The 19,853-nt window shown below is 29.1% G+C and carries 21 protein-coding genes; 14 read left to right on the plus strand and 7 right to left on the minus strand.

From position 1 onward, the window contains the following. Positions 1–63 precede the first annotated feature (63 nt). The 7 genes from QHG34_RS07415 to QHG34_RS07445 all read left to right on the plus strand — a co-directional run bounded on the left by QHG34_RS07415 (position 64) and on the right by QHG34_RS07445 (position 7,474). Positions 64–1,521, plus strand: a complete 1,458-nt coding sequence (locus QHG34_RS07415) for a flippase (protein ID WP_282629575.1) — start codon at positions 64–66, stop codon at positions 1,519–1,521. 3 nt (positions 1,522–1,524) lie between these two features. Then, positions 1,525–2,355 carry a glycosyltransferase family 2 protein gene (locus QHG34_RS07420; RefSeq protein WP_282629576.1) on the plus strand — a complete coding sequence of 277 codons (831 nt, stop codon included), beginning with the start codon at positions 1,525–1,527 and terminating at the stop codon, positions 2,353–2,355. Between the two features lie 6 nt (positions 2,356–2,361). Beyond that, the gene (locus QHG34_RS07425) at positions 2,362–3,306 is read left to right on the plus strand and encodes a hypothetical protein (protein ID WP_282629577.1); all 945 of its coding nucleotides are present in this window, start codon (positions 2,362–2,364) and stop codon (positions 3,304–3,306) included. 15 nt (positions 3,307–3,321) lie between these two features. Next, positions 3,322–4,182 (plus strand): glycosyltransferase family 2 protein, encoded by an 861-nt coding sequence (locus QHG34_RS07430; protein ID WP_282629578.1) that lies wholly within the window; start codon positions 3,322–3,324, stop codon positions 4,180–4,182. 2 nt (positions 4,183–4,184) lie between these two features. After that, positions 4,185–5,183, plus strand: a complete 999-nt coding sequence (locus tag QHG34_RS07435; RefSeq protein WP_282629579.1) for a glycosyltransferase family 2 protein — start codon at positions 4,185–4,187, stop codon at positions 5,181–5,183. Next, entirely contained in the window at positions 5,176–6,225 is a 1,050-nt protein-coding gene (locus tag QHG34_RS07440; RefSeq protein WP_282629580.1) for a hypothetical protein, read from the plus strand. The genes QHG34_RS07435 and QHG34_RS07440 overlap by 8 nt, the downstream gene beginning before the upstream one ends. Positions 6,226–6,514: 289 nt before the next feature. Next, entirely contained in the window at positions 6,515–7,474 is a 960-nt protein-coding gene (locus QHG34_RS07445) for an O-antigen ligase family protein (RefSeq protein ID WP_282629581.1), read from the plus strand. On the opposite strand, the gene QHG34_RS07450 is transcribed toward QHG34_RS07445, so the two are convergent. Next, positions 7,416–8,528, minus strand: a complete 1,113-nt coding sequence (locus QHG34_RS07450) for a glycosyltransferase (protein ID WP_282629582.1) — start codon at positions 8,526–8,528, stop codon at positions 7,416–7,418. The genes QHG34_RS07445 and QHG34_RS07450 overlap by 59 nt on opposite strands. Positions 8,529–8,677: 149 nt before the next feature. Here QHG34_RS07450 and QHG34_RS07455 point away from each other — a divergent pair, with 149 nt between their 5' ends. Beyond that, positions 8,678–10,066, plus strand: coding sequence for an exopolysaccharide biosynthesis polyprenyl glycosylphosphotransferase (locus QHG34_RS07455; RefSeq protein WP_282629583.1), 1,389 nt, complete (start codon positions 8,678–8,680; stop codon positions 10,064–10,066). Between the two features lie 77 nt (positions 10,067–10,143). On the opposite strand, the gene QHG34_RS07460 is transcribed toward QHG34_RS07455, so the two are convergent. After that, positions 10,144–10,332 carry a hypothetical protein gene (locus QHG34_RS07460; RefSeq protein WP_282629584.1) on the minus strand — a complete coding sequence of 63 codons (189 nt, stop codon included), beginning with the start codon at positions 10,330–10,332 and terminating at the stop codon, positions 10,144–10,146. A 40-nt stretch (positions 10,333–10,372) separates the two neighbouring features. On the opposite strand from QHG34_RS07460, the gene QHG34_RS07465 reads away from it, so the two are divergent. Further along, on the plus strand, positions 10,373–11,317 hold the full coding sequence (locus QHG34_RS07465; protein ID WP_282629585.1) for a DUF6427 family protein: 945 nt from the start codon (positions 10,373–10,375) through the stop codon (positions 11,315–11,317). Here the strand turns inward: QHG34_RS07465 and QHG34_RS07470 are convergent. Continuing rightward, positions 11,252–12,079, minus strand: coding sequence for a UDP-2,3-diacylglucosamine diphosphatase (locus QHG34_RS07470; protein ID WP_282629586.1), 828 nt, complete (start codon positions 12,077–12,079; stop codon positions 11,252–11,254). The two genes, QHG34_RS07465 and QHG34_RS07470, sit on opposite strands and share 66 nt — an antisense overlap. After that, positions 12,055–12,501, minus strand: coding sequence for a 6-pyruvoyl trahydropterin synthase family protein (locus QHG34_RS07475; RefSeq protein ID WP_282629663.1), 447 nt, complete (start codon positions 12,499–12,501; stop codon positions 12,055–12,057). Before QHG34_RS07475 ends, QHG34_RS07470 begins: the two co-directional genes overlap by 25 nt. A gap of 40 nt (positions 12,502–12,541) precedes the next feature. Here QHG34_RS07475 and QHG34_RS07480 point away from each other — a divergent pair, with 40 nt between their 5' ends. After that, a complete protein-coding gene (locus QHG34_RS07480) occupies positions 12,542–13,207 on the plus strand; it encodes a ComF family protein (protein ID WP_282629587.1) in 666 nt (221 codons plus the stop codon). 27 nt (positions 13,208–13,234) lie between these two features. Next, on the plus strand, positions 13,235–14,995 hold the full coding sequence (locus tag QHG34_RS07485) for an Ig-like domain-containing protein (protein ID WP_282629588.1): 1,761 nt from the start codon (positions 13,235–13,237) through the stop codon (positions 14,993–14,995). Positions 14,996–14,998: 3 nt separating this feature from the next. Here QHG34_RS07485 and QHG34_RS07490 read toward each other — a convergent pair whose 3' ends face one another. From QHG34_RS07490 to radA, 3 genes are all read right to left on the minus strand, one after another. Then, positions 14,999–15,409 carry a DUF2752 domain-containing protein gene (locus QHG34_RS07490; protein WP_282629589.1) on the minus strand — a complete coding sequence of 137 codons (411 nt, stop codon included), beginning with the start codon at positions 15,407–15,409 and terminating at the stop codon, positions 14,999–15,001. Between the two features lie 11 nt (positions 15,410–15,420). Continuing rightward, entirely contained in the window at positions 15,421–15,810 is a 390-nt protein-coding gene (locus QHG34_RS07495) for a CD225/dispanin family protein (protein ID WP_282629590.1), read from the minus strand. A gap of 87 nt (positions 15,811–15,897) precedes the next feature. Continuing rightward, positions 15,898–17,262, minus strand: a complete 1,365-nt coding sequence (gene radA / locus QHG34_RS07500) for a DNA repair protein RadA (protein WP_282629591.1) — start codon at positions 17,260–17,262, stop codon at positions 15,898–15,900. Between the two features lie 198 nt (positions 17,263–17,460). Here radA and QHG34_RS07505 point away from each other — a divergent pair, with 198 nt between their 5' ends. The 3 genes from QHG34_RS07505 to QHG34_RS07515 are packed head-to-tail and all read left to right on the plus strand — an operon-like array spanning position 17,461 to position 19,817. Further along, positions 17,461–18,267 carry a hypothetical protein gene (locus tag QHG34_RS07505; protein WP_282629592.1) on the plus strand — a complete coding sequence of 269 codons (807 nt, stop codon included), beginning with the start codon at positions 17,461–17,463 and terminating at the stop codon, positions 18,265–18,267. After that, on the plus strand, positions 18,260–19,048 hold the full coding sequence (locus tag QHG34_RS07510) for a hypothetical protein (RefSeq protein WP_282629593.1): 789 nt from the start codon (positions 18,260–18,262) through the stop codon (positions 19,046–19,048). The genes QHG34_RS07505 and QHG34_RS07510 overlap by 8 nt, the downstream gene beginning before the upstream one ends. Beyond that, complete coding sequence (locus tag QHG34_RS07515) at positions 19,041–19,817, plus strand: hypothetical protein (RefSeq protein ID WP_282629594.1); 777 nt, start codon at positions 19,041–19,043, stop codon at positions 19,815–19,817. The genes QHG34_RS07510 and QHG34_RS07515 overlap by 8 nt, the downstream gene beginning before the upstream one ends. Positions 19,818–19,853: the final 36 nt, after the last annotated feature.

The following is a 19,853-nucleotide window of genomic DNA, read 5'->3' on the forward strand; positions in this document are numbered from 1 at the left end:
ATAAATGCGAATAGATTATATTGTTAAAAATAAATTTCATAAAAAGTTGAGTTAATTTGCAGAATGAAAGTTAGAAATATTAAGGTTAATTATTTGTTGAATATCACAAGAACTCTTGTGACGACTTTGATTGGCTTAATAATTTTCCCCTATATAAACAGAGTTTTAGGTGTTCAGAATATTGGGAAGTATGAGTATGCAAATTCTATTATAACTTATTTTTTACTTTTTTCGGCTCTAGGAATTCCAATGTATGGGATTAGAGCAATAGCAAAAGTGAGAGATAATTTGGAGCAACGCACAAAAGTATTGGTAGAGTTAATGATTATTTTGATAATTGTTACTTTGATTTCATATATGGCGCTTTTTACTTTAATGTATTTTTTACCAATATTATCTGTTTATCAATATATTATTTTGGTATTGTCTCCTTCAATTTTATTTACAAATTTAGGTGTTGAGTGGTTTTATCAAGGTGTTGAAGATCAGAAGTATATAACAATCAGAACTATTGTTGTGAAACTGATTATGTTATTACTTGTTTTTCTTTTAGTTACATCAAAGGAAGATTACATTCTTTATGGTTTAATTATAACATTATCTATTGTTGTATCTAATATTTTTAATTTGTTTTATCTCAGAAAATATATCGACTTAAGTTCTGTAAAATTTAAGGATTTAAAGTATAAAGCACATTTACAAGGGATATTAACTATTTTTTTGGCAACAATATCAATTAGTATTTATCTACAATTAGATAATACTTTGTTAGGATATTTTGCAGGAGATAAACATGTGGGAGTTTATTCGACAGCAAATAAATTGGTTCGTTTTGCAATACTTTTCGTCACAACACTTGGCTCGGTCATGTTACCAAGATTATCTTATTTGTATGAGAATAAACAATACGATAATTATAGAATTTATTTAGATAAAACACTAAAATATATTCTATTCTTCTCAGTTCCGGCAAGTTTAATCATTTTTAGTTTATCTAAAGAAATTATATTTATAATGGCAGGGAATGAATTTGTTGAAGCCATTCTTCCCATGCAAATATTATCATTTTTAGTTTTTATTGTAGGTATAGCTTACTATTTAGCTTTTATGGTGTTATATCCGCAGGGAAAAGAAAAATATTACACAATAATTGTATTTATTTCTGCCTTGATAAGTTTTGGTTTAAACCTTATTTTTATTCCAAAATACCAAGAGATTTCAACGTCTTTAATTGCGTTATTAGTAGAGATTTTTGGAGTTGTATTGATGTTAATTTTGACTAGAAAATTTTTAGTAGAAACGAGGGCTTTTAATCGAACAAACTTAAATTATTTCTTTGCTGGAGGAGTTTTAACTGGTATAATATATTTAGTTACGCAACTTGATATTACAAATTTTTTAACAATAGTTTTCTCTCTATTGTTCGGAGGTTTAGGTTATTTAATCTCTTTATATTTACTGAAAGATCAAATTGTGTTAGAGTTAATGAATGATCTATCAAAACGAATAAAAAAAGTATAACTTATGGATGTTTCAGTAATTATAGTGAACTATAACACAACTCAATTAATTATTGATTGTATTGAAACTATTTATGAACATACAAAAGACGTTAATTTTGAAATTATTGTTGTAGATAATAATTCACCAAACCGTTCAATAGAGAAATTAAATGATATTTTTCCTTATGTTAAATTGATTTTAAATGATAAAAATAGTGGTTTCGGAGCAGCAAATAATCTAGGAAATAAGTATGCAATTGGTAAATATTTGTTTTTATTGAACTCGGATACATTGCTGATTAGTAATGCGATTTTTGATTTCTTTCAGTTTATGGAAAAAAAACCTGATGCAGGAATTTGTGGAGGAAATTTATTGACAAAAGATTTACAACCAAATATGTCATTTCTTCGTATAAAACCAAGCTTGTTAGTTAAAATAAATGAACTTTTTTTCGGTTTAATATTAAGATTTATTTATATAGATAATTGGAGTTTTGCACATCAAGAACAGGTTTTAGAAATAAATGGATTCGTTTCTGGAGCAGATTTTTTTGTAAAAAAAGCGCTTTTTGATCAAGTAGGTGGATTTGATGAGGACTTTTTTATGTATTTTGAAGAAGTTGAGTTAACACATCGAATAGAAAAGCTTAATTATAAATCATTTATCTTACCTTCTGTTAAAATTATTCATTTAGAAGGTGGGTCAACTTTTACAGAAAATAAAGCTAATTGGCAGAGAGAAAGTCAAAAATTATATTTTCAAAAAACAAAACAGAAATATTATAAAGCTGTTGTAGTTGTAGACAAGTTGATTAATTTTAAGAAAAAATTAAAAAATAGTATAAAAAGATAATTTACAATGAACAATAATCAAGATAAAAATCAAGAAATTGATTTAGTTTACTTATTTCGAAAGATTAAAGAATTATTTTTTAATATAGGTTTATTGATTTATAAATCTATCCGTTTCTTAAAAAAGAATTTTATCATTATTTCAGGTTTAATAATCATTGGTTATGCCATAGGATATTTTGTAGAAAGGTCATTTTCTCATCATGAAAATTCTGAACTTTTAGTGGCTCCAAACTTTAAAAGTGTTGATTATTTGTACAAAGAAATAGAAATAATCAATAGTACTAAACATGCTTATAAAGAGTTAGAAGGTTTGGTAAAGGTAAGTGTAAAACCAGTTTATTCAATTGATGATTTGCTTTTACATTCTGGTTCTGATAGTGAACAAAAGCAACTCTTTGTGAATTCTTATTTTGAAAATAGTGAAAAAATCAAAAAAGAAATGTCAGATGATAATTTAAAATCCCTTTTTAATTATCATATAATCAGTTTTGAAACAAATAATAATGAATCGTCAAAAAGAGTAGGCGATTATATTCTTCAAAAATTAAATAGAAGTTCTTACTTCGATCAAAAAAAACAGTTTGAACAGAAAAATTTAATTGAGAAGAAAAAACAGTTGGCTGTGTCTATAGATCAAATTAATAATCTATTAAATAGTCTAGGAAATACAACTTTAAAAGATGAAAAAGGAGTTAATATTAACACTTATAGTGAGTTAAGTAAGTTAGTTGATACAAAGAGTTTATATGTAGATCAATTATCTGATGTTGATACACAAATTTTACAATCAAAATCGACAATTTATTTGATAAAAGAATCTCTTAACATCGAAAAAGTTACTAGTTTATCTAACAATTATAAATTGATTTTTCCAACAATACTATTACTTTGCTTTGCTTTATTCAACTGGTATCGATTCTTAAAAAATAAATATCACCAATACATTTAAAGGAAATTAAGATCCATGATATCTGTCGTTATTCCATTATATAACAAGGAAAAAAGTATAGAAAACACATTAGATTCTGTCCTGCATCAAAGTTTTGAAAATTTTGAGATTTTAGTGATCAATGATGGTTCTACAGATAATAGTGCTAATGTTGTTAAAAGTATTGCAGATACAAGAATTAGATTAATAGACAAGGAAAACGGAGGAGTTTCGTCTGCAAGAAACTTAGGAATACAAAAAGCAAAGTACGATTGGATAGCCTTTTTAGATGCTGATGATTATTGGTTTAATGACCATTTAGCAAATGCTGCAAAAGTTATCAAAAATTTGAATAATGTTTTTGTTATTTCGACAGGTTTTGGTAGAGCGAAGAAGGATAGAAATATTTTCAAAAAATTTCATGTCGATAAAGATGGGTTCTATGATTTTTTTGAAGCAAGTTTAGAGATTGATTTCGCAACAAATAGTTCAGCAATATTTTTCAATAAAAAGAGATTTCAAGATTTTTATTTTGATGAAAAATTGACAAAAGGAGAGGATACACGATTTTGGGAAAACTTAGGAAAAGAAGAGATGTTTTATTTTATATCAGATATAACATCGTTGTATATAGATGATGCTGAAAATAAAGCGATTTATAGACATCACGATCTAAATAATACACACACTTTTACATTAAACACAGAAAATATTGTATTAAATCATCAAAAAAAATATTACAAACGTTTGATTTCAAATTCAATCTTTTTGGTTGTCAGAAAAGAAGAAAAATTGAGCGATATTCTAAAAATTTATAGAAAACATGCTCATTTTCTTGGATTGATTGGACCTTTCGATTTTGTATTTCATGTTTTTAAAAAGAAAATAATCAAGTAGCAATGTGTTTTTTATCTATCATCGTTCCTGTTTATAATGTAGAAAAGTATATTGAAAAATGTATTTTAAGCATTATTGATCAATCTTTTCAAGACTTTGAACTTATTCTTGTAAACGATGGAAGTAAAGATAACTCAATTCAAATTGCTGAAAAATTATTAATAAATAGAGAACAGGTTGGTATCCTTCATCAAGAAAATAAAGGACAATCTGTTGCCCGAAATCTTGGTTTACAAAAAGCGAAAGGAAAATATATATTTTTTATTGATAGCGATGATTTTTTATTAAGTAACGACGATTTAAAATTATTAGTAAAGCACATCGAAAACAATAACTTTCCTGATTTAGTTTTGCACGAAGAAACGCGTATTTATAATAATGAAGTTATACATTACGAGAATAATATTAATGATACAAAATCTATCCGATCAGGTGATTTTATTAAAGATTTGAGAGTTTTGATCTTTAATGAACTATTTGTAGCAAGCCCGTGGGATAAAATCATAAAAAGAGAAATTTTACTTAATAATCAACTTTTTTTTCCTGAAGGTTTAAAATCAGAAGATATGATTTGGACAAGTAATTTGATACCGTTTATTTGTAATTATAGTTGTTTTGAACGCTCAATTTATGGTTACAGAAAAAACGTTTCAGATTCAATTACTAAATCAATCAATGAGCAACATTTGATGGATATTGTCTTTATGCTAAAAGGTGTTTTAGTAAAGCAAATACCTTCAAATGATCACGTGTATGAAGCTTTTTGGGCTGAGCATTACGTTTTTCTTTTGATGAATTCTGATTGCATTAAACTGAATAAAAATGAGTTCTGGGAATTTATTAAAGAGAATAAATTTTTAATTCAAAAAGATTACACCAAAAACGTGAATAAAGTGTATAAATTTAAAGAAATAGTCGGTTTTAAAATCACGACGAAATTGCTTGTTTTGTTTAGAATCGTCAATAATTTTAATAGAAAACATCAATTAATTCATGAATAAAATACAATTTATATTACTAGTTGTAGTCTGTATTTTATTTGGATTATTTTTTCCATCTATTTTACCAGAAAAATTTTATTTTGATGCAAAACATATTATTACAGATCCTTATAATGAAAAAGGTCTATTAGGAAGTTATCCGTTTACCATGTTTTTTTATTGGATAACGGGTTTAGGCAAATTACCTTTCGGGTTAGTTGCTCTAATTCAATTACCTTTTTTGTTTTTATTACTTTGGATTATTGGAATCCCTAATAAGTTTGCTCAGTTTAATATTAAAAACCTACTTATCTATTTATCCTTTATTATGGTTGTTATTTTTATAGGTCAGCCATCAAAAGAGTTTATTACATTTATTTTTGCCGCAATAATAGTCTATATTTTTCAATACAAACACTTTTCATTAGGTGTTTCCATCTTATTTTCAACGCTATTTTTTATCGTTTTCGGAGGTTTTTTCCGACCATATTTTGCCTTTATACCTTTTGTCGCATTTGCTATTTATTTAATAACTCAGATTAGGTTTACGAATCGTTGGATTTTATCCTTAACGTTCGGTATTTTTACGATAATACTCTTTTCACTTGTTTATAAAATTGGAAAAGGAGAATATTTTTCTGAAATGTCTCGTGAATTTATCAATGAAATTAGAATAAATTCTGGAGACGAAAATGCAGATACTATGATTGTATCTCCAATACCTGTTACCAATTTTTTCACCGAAGCTTTTGCTACATTTTATGGTTTTGTTACGGTGAATTTTCCCGTTAATGCTCTGCGGTTTTTTTACAAACCTCAAGTAATGGCCTTTGTTGTTTGGCAAATTTTATTGACTTGGATTGTGATTATTCGCTTCGGATATTTACTAAAAGCTTATCCCAATCAAAAGAAAGATCTCTGGTTAATGTGTTTATTATTGGCTTATTTTATTAGTCAAGGTGTTTTTGAGCCAGATTTAGGTTCAGCTGTTCGTCATAAAATCGGGATTTTGCCGTTAATATATTATTTATTTTATTACGATGATTTCAAAAAAGAAGTTTGATGTAATCAACAACATCTTAATAGTTAGTGTATTATCAACGATTTTTTTTCGCCCAATTTGTACGATACTTATCTTTGTTTATGCACTTTTTAATCTAGTTAATTTAAAACATCTAAAATTTGAGAAGAAAATTCTTCCTTATTTTTTTGTGTTGATTATTCCATTCGCTTTAGAAATTATTTTTCTTTGGAATAATATTGGAGCCTCAAATCTCTTTAAACCAATAGAAAAAGTATTGTCTTTCCTTATTTTTCCTTTGTTTATACTACTAAGTTACAAAAGCTACAATTTGTATAAAATAGCAGATTATTACCGAAAAATCACGACAGTTTTAATTATCTTTTTAATGATTCGTTTCGTAATTATTGCGCCAGATTTTGTAGCAAAGTATTTGAATGGAAATGATCTTTGGGAAATGGGGTATGTTTTTACAAACAGTTTTGGTAATCATGCACCAGGTGTTAATATGAAAGTTGCTTTTTTAGTCATATTAAATCTATATTTTGCGTTAACTCAGTTTCCATCCAAAAAAGTAGCGAACTTTTTGTATTTAACAGGAAGTATAATCGCTTTATTAATCATTAATACAAGACTTTCTTTGGGAAGTTGTATAGTTTGTTGCTTATGTTTATTTATTGCTTTTGCTGTGAAAAAGTATAAAGCAAAAGCTGTTTATTTTGTTGGAATTTTCACGGTTTTGATTGGAGTAATTCTAGCTGTTTTTTTTACTGTTAATCCGTATATGAAGGAAAAGTATACTAAAGTAACTTTTGCCAATATGGATAAAATTGGGAAATTAGATGAGGTCGAAAATCCAGATGGCGTATTACACAATGCATTGGTAACAAGAGTTACAATTTGGAAAACTGCTATTGAATTGGGAAATAAAGAAGCTATTTTTGGATATGGTTCTGCCAAAGCAAAAGATGAGTTGTTTCGTTATTATGAAGAAACGAATCAACAATTTTTAACAAAATATCAATTTCCAGTTCATAATCAGTTTATTGATTATTATTTGAGGTTTGGAATAATAGGATTTATGGCGTTGCTTTATTTTTTTGGAGATGTTTTCAGAATTTCAATTCTATCTAAAAATGCTATTGCATTTTGTTTTACTCTCAATTTTTTCTTCTCAAATTTATTTGATGATTTTCTCCTGCGTTTTGATGGAATAGTCTTTTGTACAGTATTTATATCGTTGTTTTACGCTTATTATTTAGTTCATTTAAAGAAGAATAAATTTGGATAAGCGAGTTGAAGTTTTTTTCGTTATCGAATTTGCTTTTGCAAATTTCAAAAGCATTTTCGCCCATTTCAAATCGTGTTTTTTCATTTTCAAGTTGTTTGAAATAAGGTTTTAATTCTTCAATATTTTCAAACAAAAAACCATTTACACCATGTACTACAATATCTTTGTTTCCAATGATATTGGTTGCAACAATTGGTTTTCGGAACGCCAAAGCTTCAAGTAAAGCGATAGGCAAACCTTCCCATAGCGAAGTTTGCAAAATAGCATCTATTCTATTCAATTGTTCGTAAACTTCGTCGCTGTTAAACATCCAACCAGTAATTTCTATATTTGGAGCAGTAATCTGAGCATTTAAGTCACCATCACCAATCCATATAAAATTATAATCAGGAAATCGAAGGGCAATTTCATTGAATAGAGTAGGATTTCTGGCAAATGTAATACGACCAACAAGTCCAAAAGTCAACGTTTTATTCGTAGATCCCTTGCTTTTTTTCTCTAATTCGGAAAGATTGATTCCGTTTCGAATCATTAGAGCTTTGCCTAAGGTTTTAGCTATTTCAAATTCTGTATCACCGCATGCAATTGTTGTTCCTCCGAAGAAAGTTTGCGTGTATTTCTCGATGTTTTTTAGAATAGATTTTGAGTTTTTAGATAAGTCTTTTCTTAAAAATGAATAGCCATGTGGTGTATAAAATAATTTGTGTTTTTTGAAAGAAATAAAACTTGCCCATCGTCCAATTACACCAGCTTTTGATGAATGTAAATGCACTACATCAGGGTTTATTTGTCTAATAAGTTTAGCTAATTGATAAGTTGATTTTAAGTCTTTAATTGGATTCAAGTTTTTGACCATTTCAACTTTTATTAACTCAACTTTGCTACCAAAATCTTCTTTTATTTTTTCAGGTATTATTTCGTTTCGTTTATCGTTGTAGATGATAATTGTCTCGTGCTCTTTCGTTATTTCGTCTTGACTAAAAAAAGAACTCAATCCATTAAAATAAGTGTAAACACCACCACCCAAAGCTTCAACAACATGTAAGATTTTCAAAATTTAATAGACTTGTATTTGTAAGACTTCTTTTTAAAACGATAATTCTCTGATAAAATTATATCGATATTATCAAGACTCAATATACTAAAATGATTAAAATCGAGTTTAATTAGGAGAAAAAGATTTTGTATTGTTAAACTTATAGAATGTTCAAATTTAGATTTATTCATGTAAAAAATATATTGATTGTACTTGACATTTCAATCTTATTGTTACTTTTTTATCTTTTTTTGAAACTGCAATATAAGTATTTTTATAGTGTAAATTTAGTTAGTCTTCCAACTATTTCTCAGTTGTTTGACGCGCATTTTAAAGCCATATTTCTTTTGTTGATAACGTGGTTTATTATTGCAGATTACATTAAACTTTATTCCATCAAAAGACTCAATTATCTTCGAATTATTTTAAAAAAAATAATTTATCAAACCTTTTTTTTTACAATAATTGTTGTGACGATTTCTGGTTTAAAGAAGAGTGAATTATTTTCGAATAAATTGATTTTATTTCTTGCTGTAAGTGTCTTTTTTTACCTCTTAATCTCAAGATTTGCTACATTTTTTATCACTCGTTACAATTTTGATAGAGGAAGAAATCTAAAAAATATACTCATTGTTGGGCAAAATACTAATACAAAACGTTTGAAACGCATTTTGCAAGGAAGAAAACATTTTGGATATAAAATTTATGAAGTTTCTAATGAATTTAATATCGAAACCTTTCAGGATATTGTATTGAGTAATGAAATAAAAGAAGTTTTTATTTCACAAAACGGAATTAGTTCAAATAATGATGAATTAGAAATTATTCATTTCTGCGAAAATAATCATATTGTTGTTAATTATATTCCTTATTCCTTAAACAATGATTTAGTGAGTTTGGAGATAGATTATATAGACACGCTTCCTATTTTTAAAATCAAGAAATTTCCTTTGGAAGAGATCAATAATCAGTTTCTGAAATCTTTTTTTGATGTAACTTTTTCATTATTTATCTGCGTTTTTTTATTAAGTTGGTTGTTCCCGGTTTTAGCATTATTAATCAAGTTAGATTCTAAAGGTTCGGTCATTTTTAAACAAAAAAGAAGAGGGTTGAATGGAGAAGTTTTTGATTGCTATAAATTTAGAACGATGCGAAATGACGGTACAAATTCTATAAAAGCAACTATTGTTAATGATAAAAGAATTACAAAAGTTGGTCATTTTTTAAGAAAAACAAGTCTAGACGAATTACCACAATTTATTAACGTCCTGAATGGAGATATGTCTATTGTAGGACCTCGACCGCATATGATTTCTCAAGATAATTATTATAGTGATATCATAAAAAAATATAATCTTCGTAATTACGTAAAACCAGGAATTACAGGTTTAGCACAAGTAAAGGGCTTTAGAGGAGCTGTAGATTGTGATAAAGACATGGAGGGTAGGATAGAAACTGATATTTTTTATGTCAGAAATTGGTCTATTTTATTAGATTTTCAGATTATATATCAAACAATGATTTTAATTCTCAAAGGAGATGAAAATGCTATATAATAAAAAACCCTTCATCATTTGACAAAGGGTTTCCCGAAATAATTCGAAAAATATATTTTTATACAGACATGGATAAATTATCTGTCGTATCTTTTTTCATTTTCGGTTCCAAAACTAGCGATTTTCATTAACCACCATCCCATTAATGCACATCCAACGAATGTAAATAACCATCCGAAGATAACACCAACCGGAGATAATAAATTTTCAAAAGTCCATTTGAAAATATCACCAATCGCAAAAAATAAATCAGTTATAACTCCCATATTCTAGTTTATTGCTTAATTTGCATCAAAGTTAATTAAAATGTTGGTTAATCTACTTGACAAACGAAATTTTTTTATACAGATTTTTATCATTGTACTGTTTTTTGTGCTAGGAGCAACAAATTTTAACAGTATTAATCTGAGCAATTTAGAAAAAACAGGTGTATTTCTTACTTTACTTACAATTGGTTTTGTAGGATATATCGACAATACAAACGAATTAATAAGTAAATCATCCTATCCTACCTATTTTTATATATTATGGTTAATGCCTTTTATTGGAGGATTACTGGATTACAGAATAGCAGGTAGTTTGTTACTTGTAACTTATGTAACGGCTAAATTATTATACTTTGAATCAGAAAAGAATGAGATATTCAATGCATTTGACATTGGGCTTTTCATGAGTTTCGCAATATTATTAAGTCCTCCCTTAATTTTTTTAGGATTAGTTGTATTTACGTACTTTTTAACATTAAGAGCAGTAGAACCGAAAATTCCAATTTTAGGATTTTTAGGATTTTTAGTGCCAATTCTTATTGTAGCACAAGTAAGTTATTTGTTGGACTATTATTTTATGTTCAACTTTTACAAAGAACAATTAATGTTGACAATGGTTCATTTTGAGTTGAAACAACTTTTTTTAGCTCCATTGTTCATTATATTGATTATTTCTTCAATTCATCATTTCAAGAATATAAATAAATTAACAGCGCAGAAAAAAAGAGCTTTTGTATTAGTACATTTAATGTTTTTAGCGATACTTATAACATTTGTTTTATACGGAGGAAATAATGATACTTATTTAGCATTCTTAGCATTTAGTGTAATGATTATGCTAACAAGATATTTTAGCGAAAGTAAACCCAAAATAGAGTGGTTAAACGAAGCTCTACTTTGGGTTTATATGATTTGTTTGTTACTCTATAATTTTTATGATAGAATCCCTCGATTCTTCTCCCTGATTACGGAGGTAAGTTTTTAATTCGAAATTATTTCCATCAAAAACACCGTAAGTAAAGTAATTGATCCAATCGCCCAAATTAATATGACGCGCTTTACCAATGGCAATTTCCATTGGTAAATGGCGATGTCCGTAAACAAGATAATCGTAATATTTTCTGTTCAATTGTTTGCGGCTATACATAATTAACCACTCGTTTTCAACACCAAGAAAATTGACATCTTCGTCGCCCGAAATCATTTTATTTTTTCGAGAAACAGTAATACCTAACCACATCGCTAAATCTGGATGAAGTAGATAAAAAAGGAATTGACAAACTTTGTTTGTAAACACCTTTTTCATGCGTTTGTAGCCTTTATCACCAGGACCTTTTCCATCGCCATGAACAATGAAAAACTCTTTTTCATTAATAATAAAATCTTGCTTATCACGAAAAACAATTGCATTGATTTGTTCTTCCAAATAATCTTTCATCCACAAATCATGATTTCCAACAAAAAAATAAATTGGAATACCACGATCCGAAATTTCAGATAGTTTACCTAAAACACGAACAAAACCTTTCGGAACAACATGTTTATATTCAAACCAAAAATCGAACAAATCGCCAATCAGAAATAAAACACCACAATCGTCTTTTATTTCATCAAGCCATTGTACAAACAATTTTTCGCGTACCAAGCTATCTTTCTCGTTTGGCGCACCAAAATGATGATCCGAAGAAAAATAGGCTTTTTTGCCAGCTTCTAATTGAATTTTTATTGGTTGTCCTCCGCTAACCATTCTGCGTAAGAATTATCAGTTTCATGTAATTTCAAGGCCACTAATTCGATATTCTCGGGTAATAATGGCTTTATTTTATCTACAATCCACAAAATCATATTTTCTGCAGATGGTTGATAATTTGTAAACACAACATTGTGCCCTTCTGACAATAATTTTTCACCTAAACTTTTATGAGGCGAATTTTCGTTCAATAAAATAGCGTGATCAAAAAGATTGACAATTTCTTTGTTAATAATCTTCTTCAAGTCACCAAAATCCATTACCATTCCAAGTTTCACATCGTTTATATCTTCTGATGGGATTCCCTTTATTGTAACAAATAATTTGTAAGAATGTCCGTGTATATTTTTACACTTTCCGTCGTAACCATATAAGGCATGTGCAGTTTCGAACGTAAAAGCTTTTGTAAGTCGAATGATTTTCATTAAATTTAGTACTAAACTTTAATTTGCAAAGGTAATGGAAATCAAAACAATCGTAAATTCTTTGGTTGATTTATTTTTTCCGATGCGTTGTTTGGATTGTCAAGACATCATTCAACCTTCGCAGTTTCTGTGTGTTTCGTGCAGTTCTAAGTTGCCTTTTACACATTGGCAGTTCGATCAAAATAATCATGCATTTAGTCAATTAAAAAATCTTTGTGGAGTAGAAGAAGCTTTTTCATTGCTTCATTTTAAGAGTCATAACGCAACACAAATGATTTTGCATGAGATGAAATATAGAAATCGTCCAGAAATTGGGATCGATTTAGCGCAGTTAATTAAGTTTAATTTGAGTGATTATGACGGAATAATTCCAATTCCTTTGCATCCAAAACGATTAAAAATAAGAGGTTATAATCAAGTTGAAGACTTTGCGCGAACATTGGCAGAAATCAATCAAATTAATTATTATTCGGATGGTTTAATTAGAACAAAATATAATCATTCGCAAGTGAATGAAGATAAAAAGCATCGATTAGAGAATTTGAAAGATTCGTTTCAAATCAATCCAAATCTAAAACAAGGGCACTATATTTTGATTGATGATGTCTTAACCACTGGTGCTACAATTGCTTCGGCTGTTAAACAATTTAATCTTTCAGAAAATTTTAAGATAAGTGTAATAACCATTGCTTGTGCTTAATAACAAGCTTTTTCTTAACTTGCACGCATGAATAAGACGACTCGTTTATCGCTTTTACTATTAACCATTTTTGTTGTTATTTCTTGTGCAAGACAAGGAACACCAACAGGAGGACCAAAGGACGAAACGCCACCAGTTTTTATAAAAGCTGATCCAGATACACTTGCAACAAATGTTGATGTTAATTTGCAAGAGGCAATTATCAATTTTGACGAATATATTGTACTGAAAGATTACAGCAAAAATGTTGTAGTTTCTCCATCGTTTCAGACTCCGCCAATTGTTTCTCCACAAGCATTGGCAAAGAAATACATTTCGATAAAGTTTCAAGAACCATTGCTACCAAATACAACGTATAGTTTCAATTTTGGAGATGCAGTTCAAGATTTTAATGAAAACAATAAGTTATCAAATTATCAATATGTCTTTTCTACAGGAAATTTTATCGATTCGTTGAAAGTTTCAGGACATGTAAATTCTTCTTACGATTTTACAATTCCGGAGAAAGTTTTAGTAGGATTATATAAAATGGACGATACGTACAAAGATAGTATTGTGATGCAAAAAAAGCCTTATTACATTGCCAGAGCTAATGAGAAAGGTGAATATCAACTGAACTATTTAGCTGCTGGTAAGTATAAATTGATTGCATTTGAAGATAAAGTAGAAAATGTACAGTTTGATTACGGGAAAGAAAAATTTGCGTTTATTAATGACCCAGTTGAGTTATCTGAAAACAAACAAATTAATTTGAACTTATACAATCAAAAACCAAGTTATCGTAAACCAGAAGCTACTTTTAAAGGAAATGGATTGATTGTTTTCAAAACAATAGGAGCAACGGACAAAGTTAATATAACATCGATTACGAAAGATTTTACAACAGCTAAAATTCAGGCTTTTCCCGAAAAAGATTCAATTAATTTTTGGTTCAATCCTAAAGTTGATACGATAATGGCTAAATCAACTCGTTTGAAATTTAAAGTTCAACACAAAGATAAAGAAGATGAAGTAACGGTTTTGTACAACAAACCAACAGAAGAATATAAGTTGGAATTTAAACCAATGAATGATCAAAAATTAGCACCAAATAAAGCTTTTATTTTACAAGCTTCTGCACCGATTGTTTCTATTGATGCTTCTAAAATTCATGTTTTTAAAGACACAACAGAAATTCCTTTTAAAGCAAAAATAGATTCGACAAATAATCAAAATGTGTTATTTAGTTTTGACAAAGCATTGGATGATAAACTTGAAGTCAATATTTATCCTAAAGCATTAACTGATATTTTAGGAGAAAAAAATGATACGTTAGCTTATCCAATAAAAATGGGCACGCGCGGAGATTTTGGTCATTTAAAATTAGCAGTTCAGAATGTACCAACAAAGCCATTTATTTTACAATTACTAAAGACAGATAAAGATTTTACAGTTTTAGATGAATCTTATAATCAGCCTGGTAAAAATTATTTTGAGTTCAATTTTATTGAACCAGGAGAATATTTATTCCGATTATTAGTAGATGAAAATGGAAACGGAAAGTGGGATTCTGGAGATTTCTTAACTGCAATTCAACCAGAACCAATTTATCTATATCCGGCACCAATCAAAATTAGAGCGATGTGGGATGCTTCAGAAACTTGGGTTTTAGGAGAGGCTAATCAGCCCGTAACTTTACCTAGTGATGAAAAAGATTCAGACAAAAATAGAATTCGTCGAGGAGATTTGAAAGAAGATGAAGAGAGATCGATCAGACGTAATCAAACTACTGAAAATAAAAAGAATTAATTCTTAATATTCTGGTGCTAAGTAAATAAAAGGAGAAACAGGTATGTTTCTTAGGATTGAATAAACTAGTAAAAAAATTAAAAAATAAGAAGCAAATTTGGGCGGAATACTTAGTCCTGAATTTGCTTTTTTGTTGCCTAAAATCCAAACTTCAATAAGAATATAGTAAACATATCCACATAAAAATAAAGCAAACGGAAGCATAATATTATATCGTAACGATTGAAGAATTTGCCCGTGTAGCAATAAAGAAAATGCACGTTGCCCTCCACAACCAGGACACCAAAATCCAGTAACAGAGTGAAACATGCATTTTATTGTAAACGGACTTTGGTTGTGATAAAAACTATAAAAGTAAATAACAATTAATATCGGAAGAATAATAGCTATTCCGTAAACCAAAATCCGTTTCATTATCATATTATTTAGTCGTCAATACTTCCTCCTCCAGTGCTATCTAAAACACCTTGGTATTGGTTAAGAATTGCATCACTACCTTGTGTAATAAATACAAAAATCACATAAATTAAATTTAATGCGACTAAACCAAAAGCAACATAACTTAATATTTTTGAATTTTTTGCAGCTTGTTCTGCTCCAGCGTAATCGCCAACATCATATTTTGTATTAACTTGATTTGCAAATACGATAGCTACAACACCTAATATTAACCCAATGCAACAAGGTGAACATAGACCTAGTACAGTTGCAATAATTGCTAAAACGAGATTGTTTTCGGGCTTTGGAGCTGTGTTTTCAAATGACGAAGTCGTACTTGAGTTGAATTCGTTTGTTGGTTGGTTTTCAAAATCCATATTAGTTTTTTTAGAATGAATTTAAAAGTATGAAATTTTGACTCGATAGAAAAAATATTAAATACTTAAAATTGAAAATTTAACGGATTATTGAAATAACATTCGGTAAATATCTTCAACTTTGGATATACGAACGATTCGAATTCCGAAATCTGTATCTTTTATTTTATTGTATTTTGAGATGAAAATAGCATCAAAACCTAATTTTTCAGCTTCTATAATGCGCTGTTCAACACGGTTTACAGCTCTTATTTCTCCACTCAAACCAACTTCTCCCGCAAAACAACAATTATCAGGAACAGCAGAATCCTCGCTCGAAGAAAGAATTGCAGCAATAACAGCCAAATCAATCGCAGGATCATCTACACGAATTCCACCTGTAATATTCAAGAAAACATCTTTCATATTCAATCGGAAACCAGCACGTTTTTCTAAAACGGCCAATAACATATTCAGTCGTTTGGCATCAAAACCAGTCGCCGTACGTTGTGGTGTTCCATAAACAGCAGTAGAAACTAAAGCTTGAATTTCAATTAACATCGGTCGAACACCTTCCAACGTTGCTGCAATCGCATTTCCGCTCAGTAACTCATCTTTTTTTGTAATTAATACTTCGGATGGATTTGTAACTTCACGCAAACCGGCTCCTTGCATTTCATAAATTCCAATCTCGGCAGTAGAGCCAAAACGGTTTTTATTTGCACGTAAAATTCGGTAAATATGGTTGCGATCGCCTTCAAATTGTAGCACAACATCTACCATATGTTCCAAAATTTTTGGTCCAGCAATTACACCTTCTTTTGTTATATGACCAATTAAAATAATCGGAGTATTGGTTTCTTTTGCGTACTGAATCAGCTCAAAAGTTGTTTCTCTAATCTGAGAAATACTACCTGGAGATGACTCTACATAAGTTGTTTGTAGTGTTTGTACAGAATCGACTACAATCAATTGAGGTTGAATTTCTTTGGCGTGTGCAAATATTTTCTGCGTATTAGTTTCTGGTAAAATAAAACATTGATCTGATTCAATTCCAATTCGTTCGGCACGAAGTTTTACTTGCGAAACAGATTCTTCTCCAGATACATATAAGATTTTAATCGTATCTAGCTTTAAGGCAACTTGCAACATCAATGTCGATTTTCCAACTCCCGGTTCTCCACCAACTAAAATCACTGATCCAGGAACAATTCCGCCTCCTAAAACTCTGTCTAATTCTTGGTTTTTTGTCGAAATTCGGATTTCACCCAACGGATTTATTTCGCGAATATTTAGCGCAAAAGTTTTCTCTTTTTTGTCCGATTTATCTTTCCACGATTTCTTTTCGTCACCTTTGTCCACAATTTCTTCAACAATGGTATTCCACTCGCCACAACTTTTGCATTGTCCCATCCATTGCGCGGTTTGCGTGCCACAGTTTTGGCAGAAATATGTAGTTTTTGTTTTAGCCATAGTTTCAAATTTAGACAAAAATAATGTTTTATCGCGACAAGATAAGGTGTCGTAATTGTGAAAAATTTTAATACAACAATCAAAAAACGTTAACAATAAATTCGTTTTTTAACAAATTTAAAGCTTTAGATAAAATTGAGTTAAATATTGATTTTCAATCATTTTCTCGATTACTTTTAAGCAATTAATTACATGTGAATGAATAGAATTCTACTTTATAATTTATCACTACTTTTTTGTATTTCGTTACAAGCTCAATCTACTTTAATTTCTGGGAAAATTATTGTGGATGATGCGGATGAGATCATTAATTTGGATGGATTTTCTATTGAAAATTCTACAACAAACGCGAAAACTTTTGCAAATGCGAAAGGTTTATTCTCAATCAAAGTAAATGAAGGCGATGAGTTACTTTTTAATCAATTAGGAATTGTTCAAAGAAGGATAAAGGTTTCGCAATCGATGATAAACAAAGGTTTTATTGAAGTTCATGTGAATATTGAAGTGATCGAATTAGCTGAGACAAAAATAAAACCACTGAAAAAGTTTTGGAAAGATAATATAAGTAAAGAAGAAACGGAGTCAGAGAAATTCAATAAAAGTATTGGAATAAACAAAGAATTTAAGTTAGATGTGGTGAAAGCATTTTATGCCGCAAATTATTTGAAAGGATTGGGTGGAGCTTATCGTTACGAAAATGTTTTGGCGTTGATGGATATGTTTACAAAAGACGCAAAATCGCATAAAGATTTGAGAGCATTTGTTCCGAAAAAGAAATACGAGAACATTGAGTTTTTGATCAGTTATTTTACAGACTATTACTTTACCAATGATTTAAAAATACCGAAAGGAAACATATTTGAGTTTCTTAATTATTGCTACGTAGAAACAAAAATTGAAGAATTATTAAAAGCGAATCAGTTTGATCAAATTGTTTTGATTTTAGAAGAACAAGCGCCTATTTATCTAAGTAAAATCAATTCAAAATCTATGACAAATGACTAAAATTCTATGTTTTATATTCATCATTTCTGCATTTTCACTTCATGCACAAAGTACTTTAATTTCAGGAAAGATAATTGTAGATGATGCGGATGAAATCATTAATTTGGATGGTTTCTCGATAGAGAATTTAGCAACGAATTCTCGTACAAAAGCGAATACGGAAGGCTTGTTTTCTCTTAATGTGAACGAAGGAGATGTTTTATTTTTTAAGCAAAATGGAATTTCTGAACGTCATCTCAAAATTTCGAAATCGATGATAAACAAAGGTTTTGTCGAAGTTCATGTAAATGTTGAAGTGATAGAGTTGGATGAAACTAAAGTATCTAAACTAAATAAAGATCTATTAAAGGATGTTGGAAAGAAAAAAATGATTTCTAAAGAAATACTTGATGCAACAGGAGTAAACGATGAAGCTTTTAAGAAAACTGTAGTAGAGAAACATAATTGGGCTGCATTTCACAGAAAAGCCAATCCGTATGCAGGGAATTTATTAGAAGCTGTAAAACTTTTTAAATCATCCAATGAGAAAGGAACGATGCTGAAAAAAAGGGTTTCTGCTTACGAGCAAGTACAAAATTTGAAAAGTATAATTGGAGAAACGTTTTTTATCATTGATCTGAATATTGCGAGGGAAAACATTGTAGATTTTATTGGGAGTTGCTACGAAACGAATAATATTGATAAATTGATGAGAAAGAAAGATTTTTCAAAAATTAAACTCATCTTGAAAGAGCAAGCGCCAATTTATTTAAATAAAATTAAAGAGAAAGAAAATGAATAAATATATCTTAACCATCTGCTTTTTAGTATTAGGTATGCTAGCTTTTGCACAAAATACTATGATTACAGGAAAAATAATTATTGATGATGGCGTTGCTGGGCAAGATGCTTTAGATCATATATTAATTACCAATCAAGCGACAAATGCGAAAGCCTTTACCAATGATAGAGGAATGTTTTCTATAAAGGTTTCTGTGGGAGACGAATTGCATTTTAGTCATGATTTTTACAAAGAACGAACGCTTAAAATTACATCAGATTTAATGGGGCAAGGAATGATAACTGTGCATTTAAATATTGAAACGATTGAGTTGGCGCAAGCTAATGTAATTACATTAGATAAAAACTTAAAGAATAATATTAAGCTGAAATATGATAAAATAGATGAGCTGTATAAAGGATTGAATCTGGGAATTGATCCTAATTTACGTTTCAGAAAAATTGATCCTAATGCAACCTCGATGACCGGTAGTGTAGGATTGTTAAATCCGGTAGCTTGGATTGCGACAATTTCAGGTCAAAGAAAAAGAGAAAAGAAACAACAAGAGTATTTCAATAAAGTAGAAAGAATAAAAGATTTAGAGAATTATTTTACCAAAAATTATTTTATTGAAAACCTGCATATTCCTGAAAATAAAGTAAATGATTTTGTAACGTATTGCTACGCAAATTTTGAGTTTGAAAAATTGGTAAAGGAAAATAATTACGATAAAATAACTGAAATTTTAGAGGAACAAGCGCCTAAATATTTGGAAATGATAAAGAAATAAAATGTATATTTAATAAAACTTACTTGCTATGGAATT

This window comes from Empedobacter sedimenti (assembly GCF_030005555.1).
Lineage (GTDB): Bacteria > Bacteroidota > Bacteroidia > Flavobacteriales > Weeksellaceae > Empedobacter > Empedobacter sedimenti.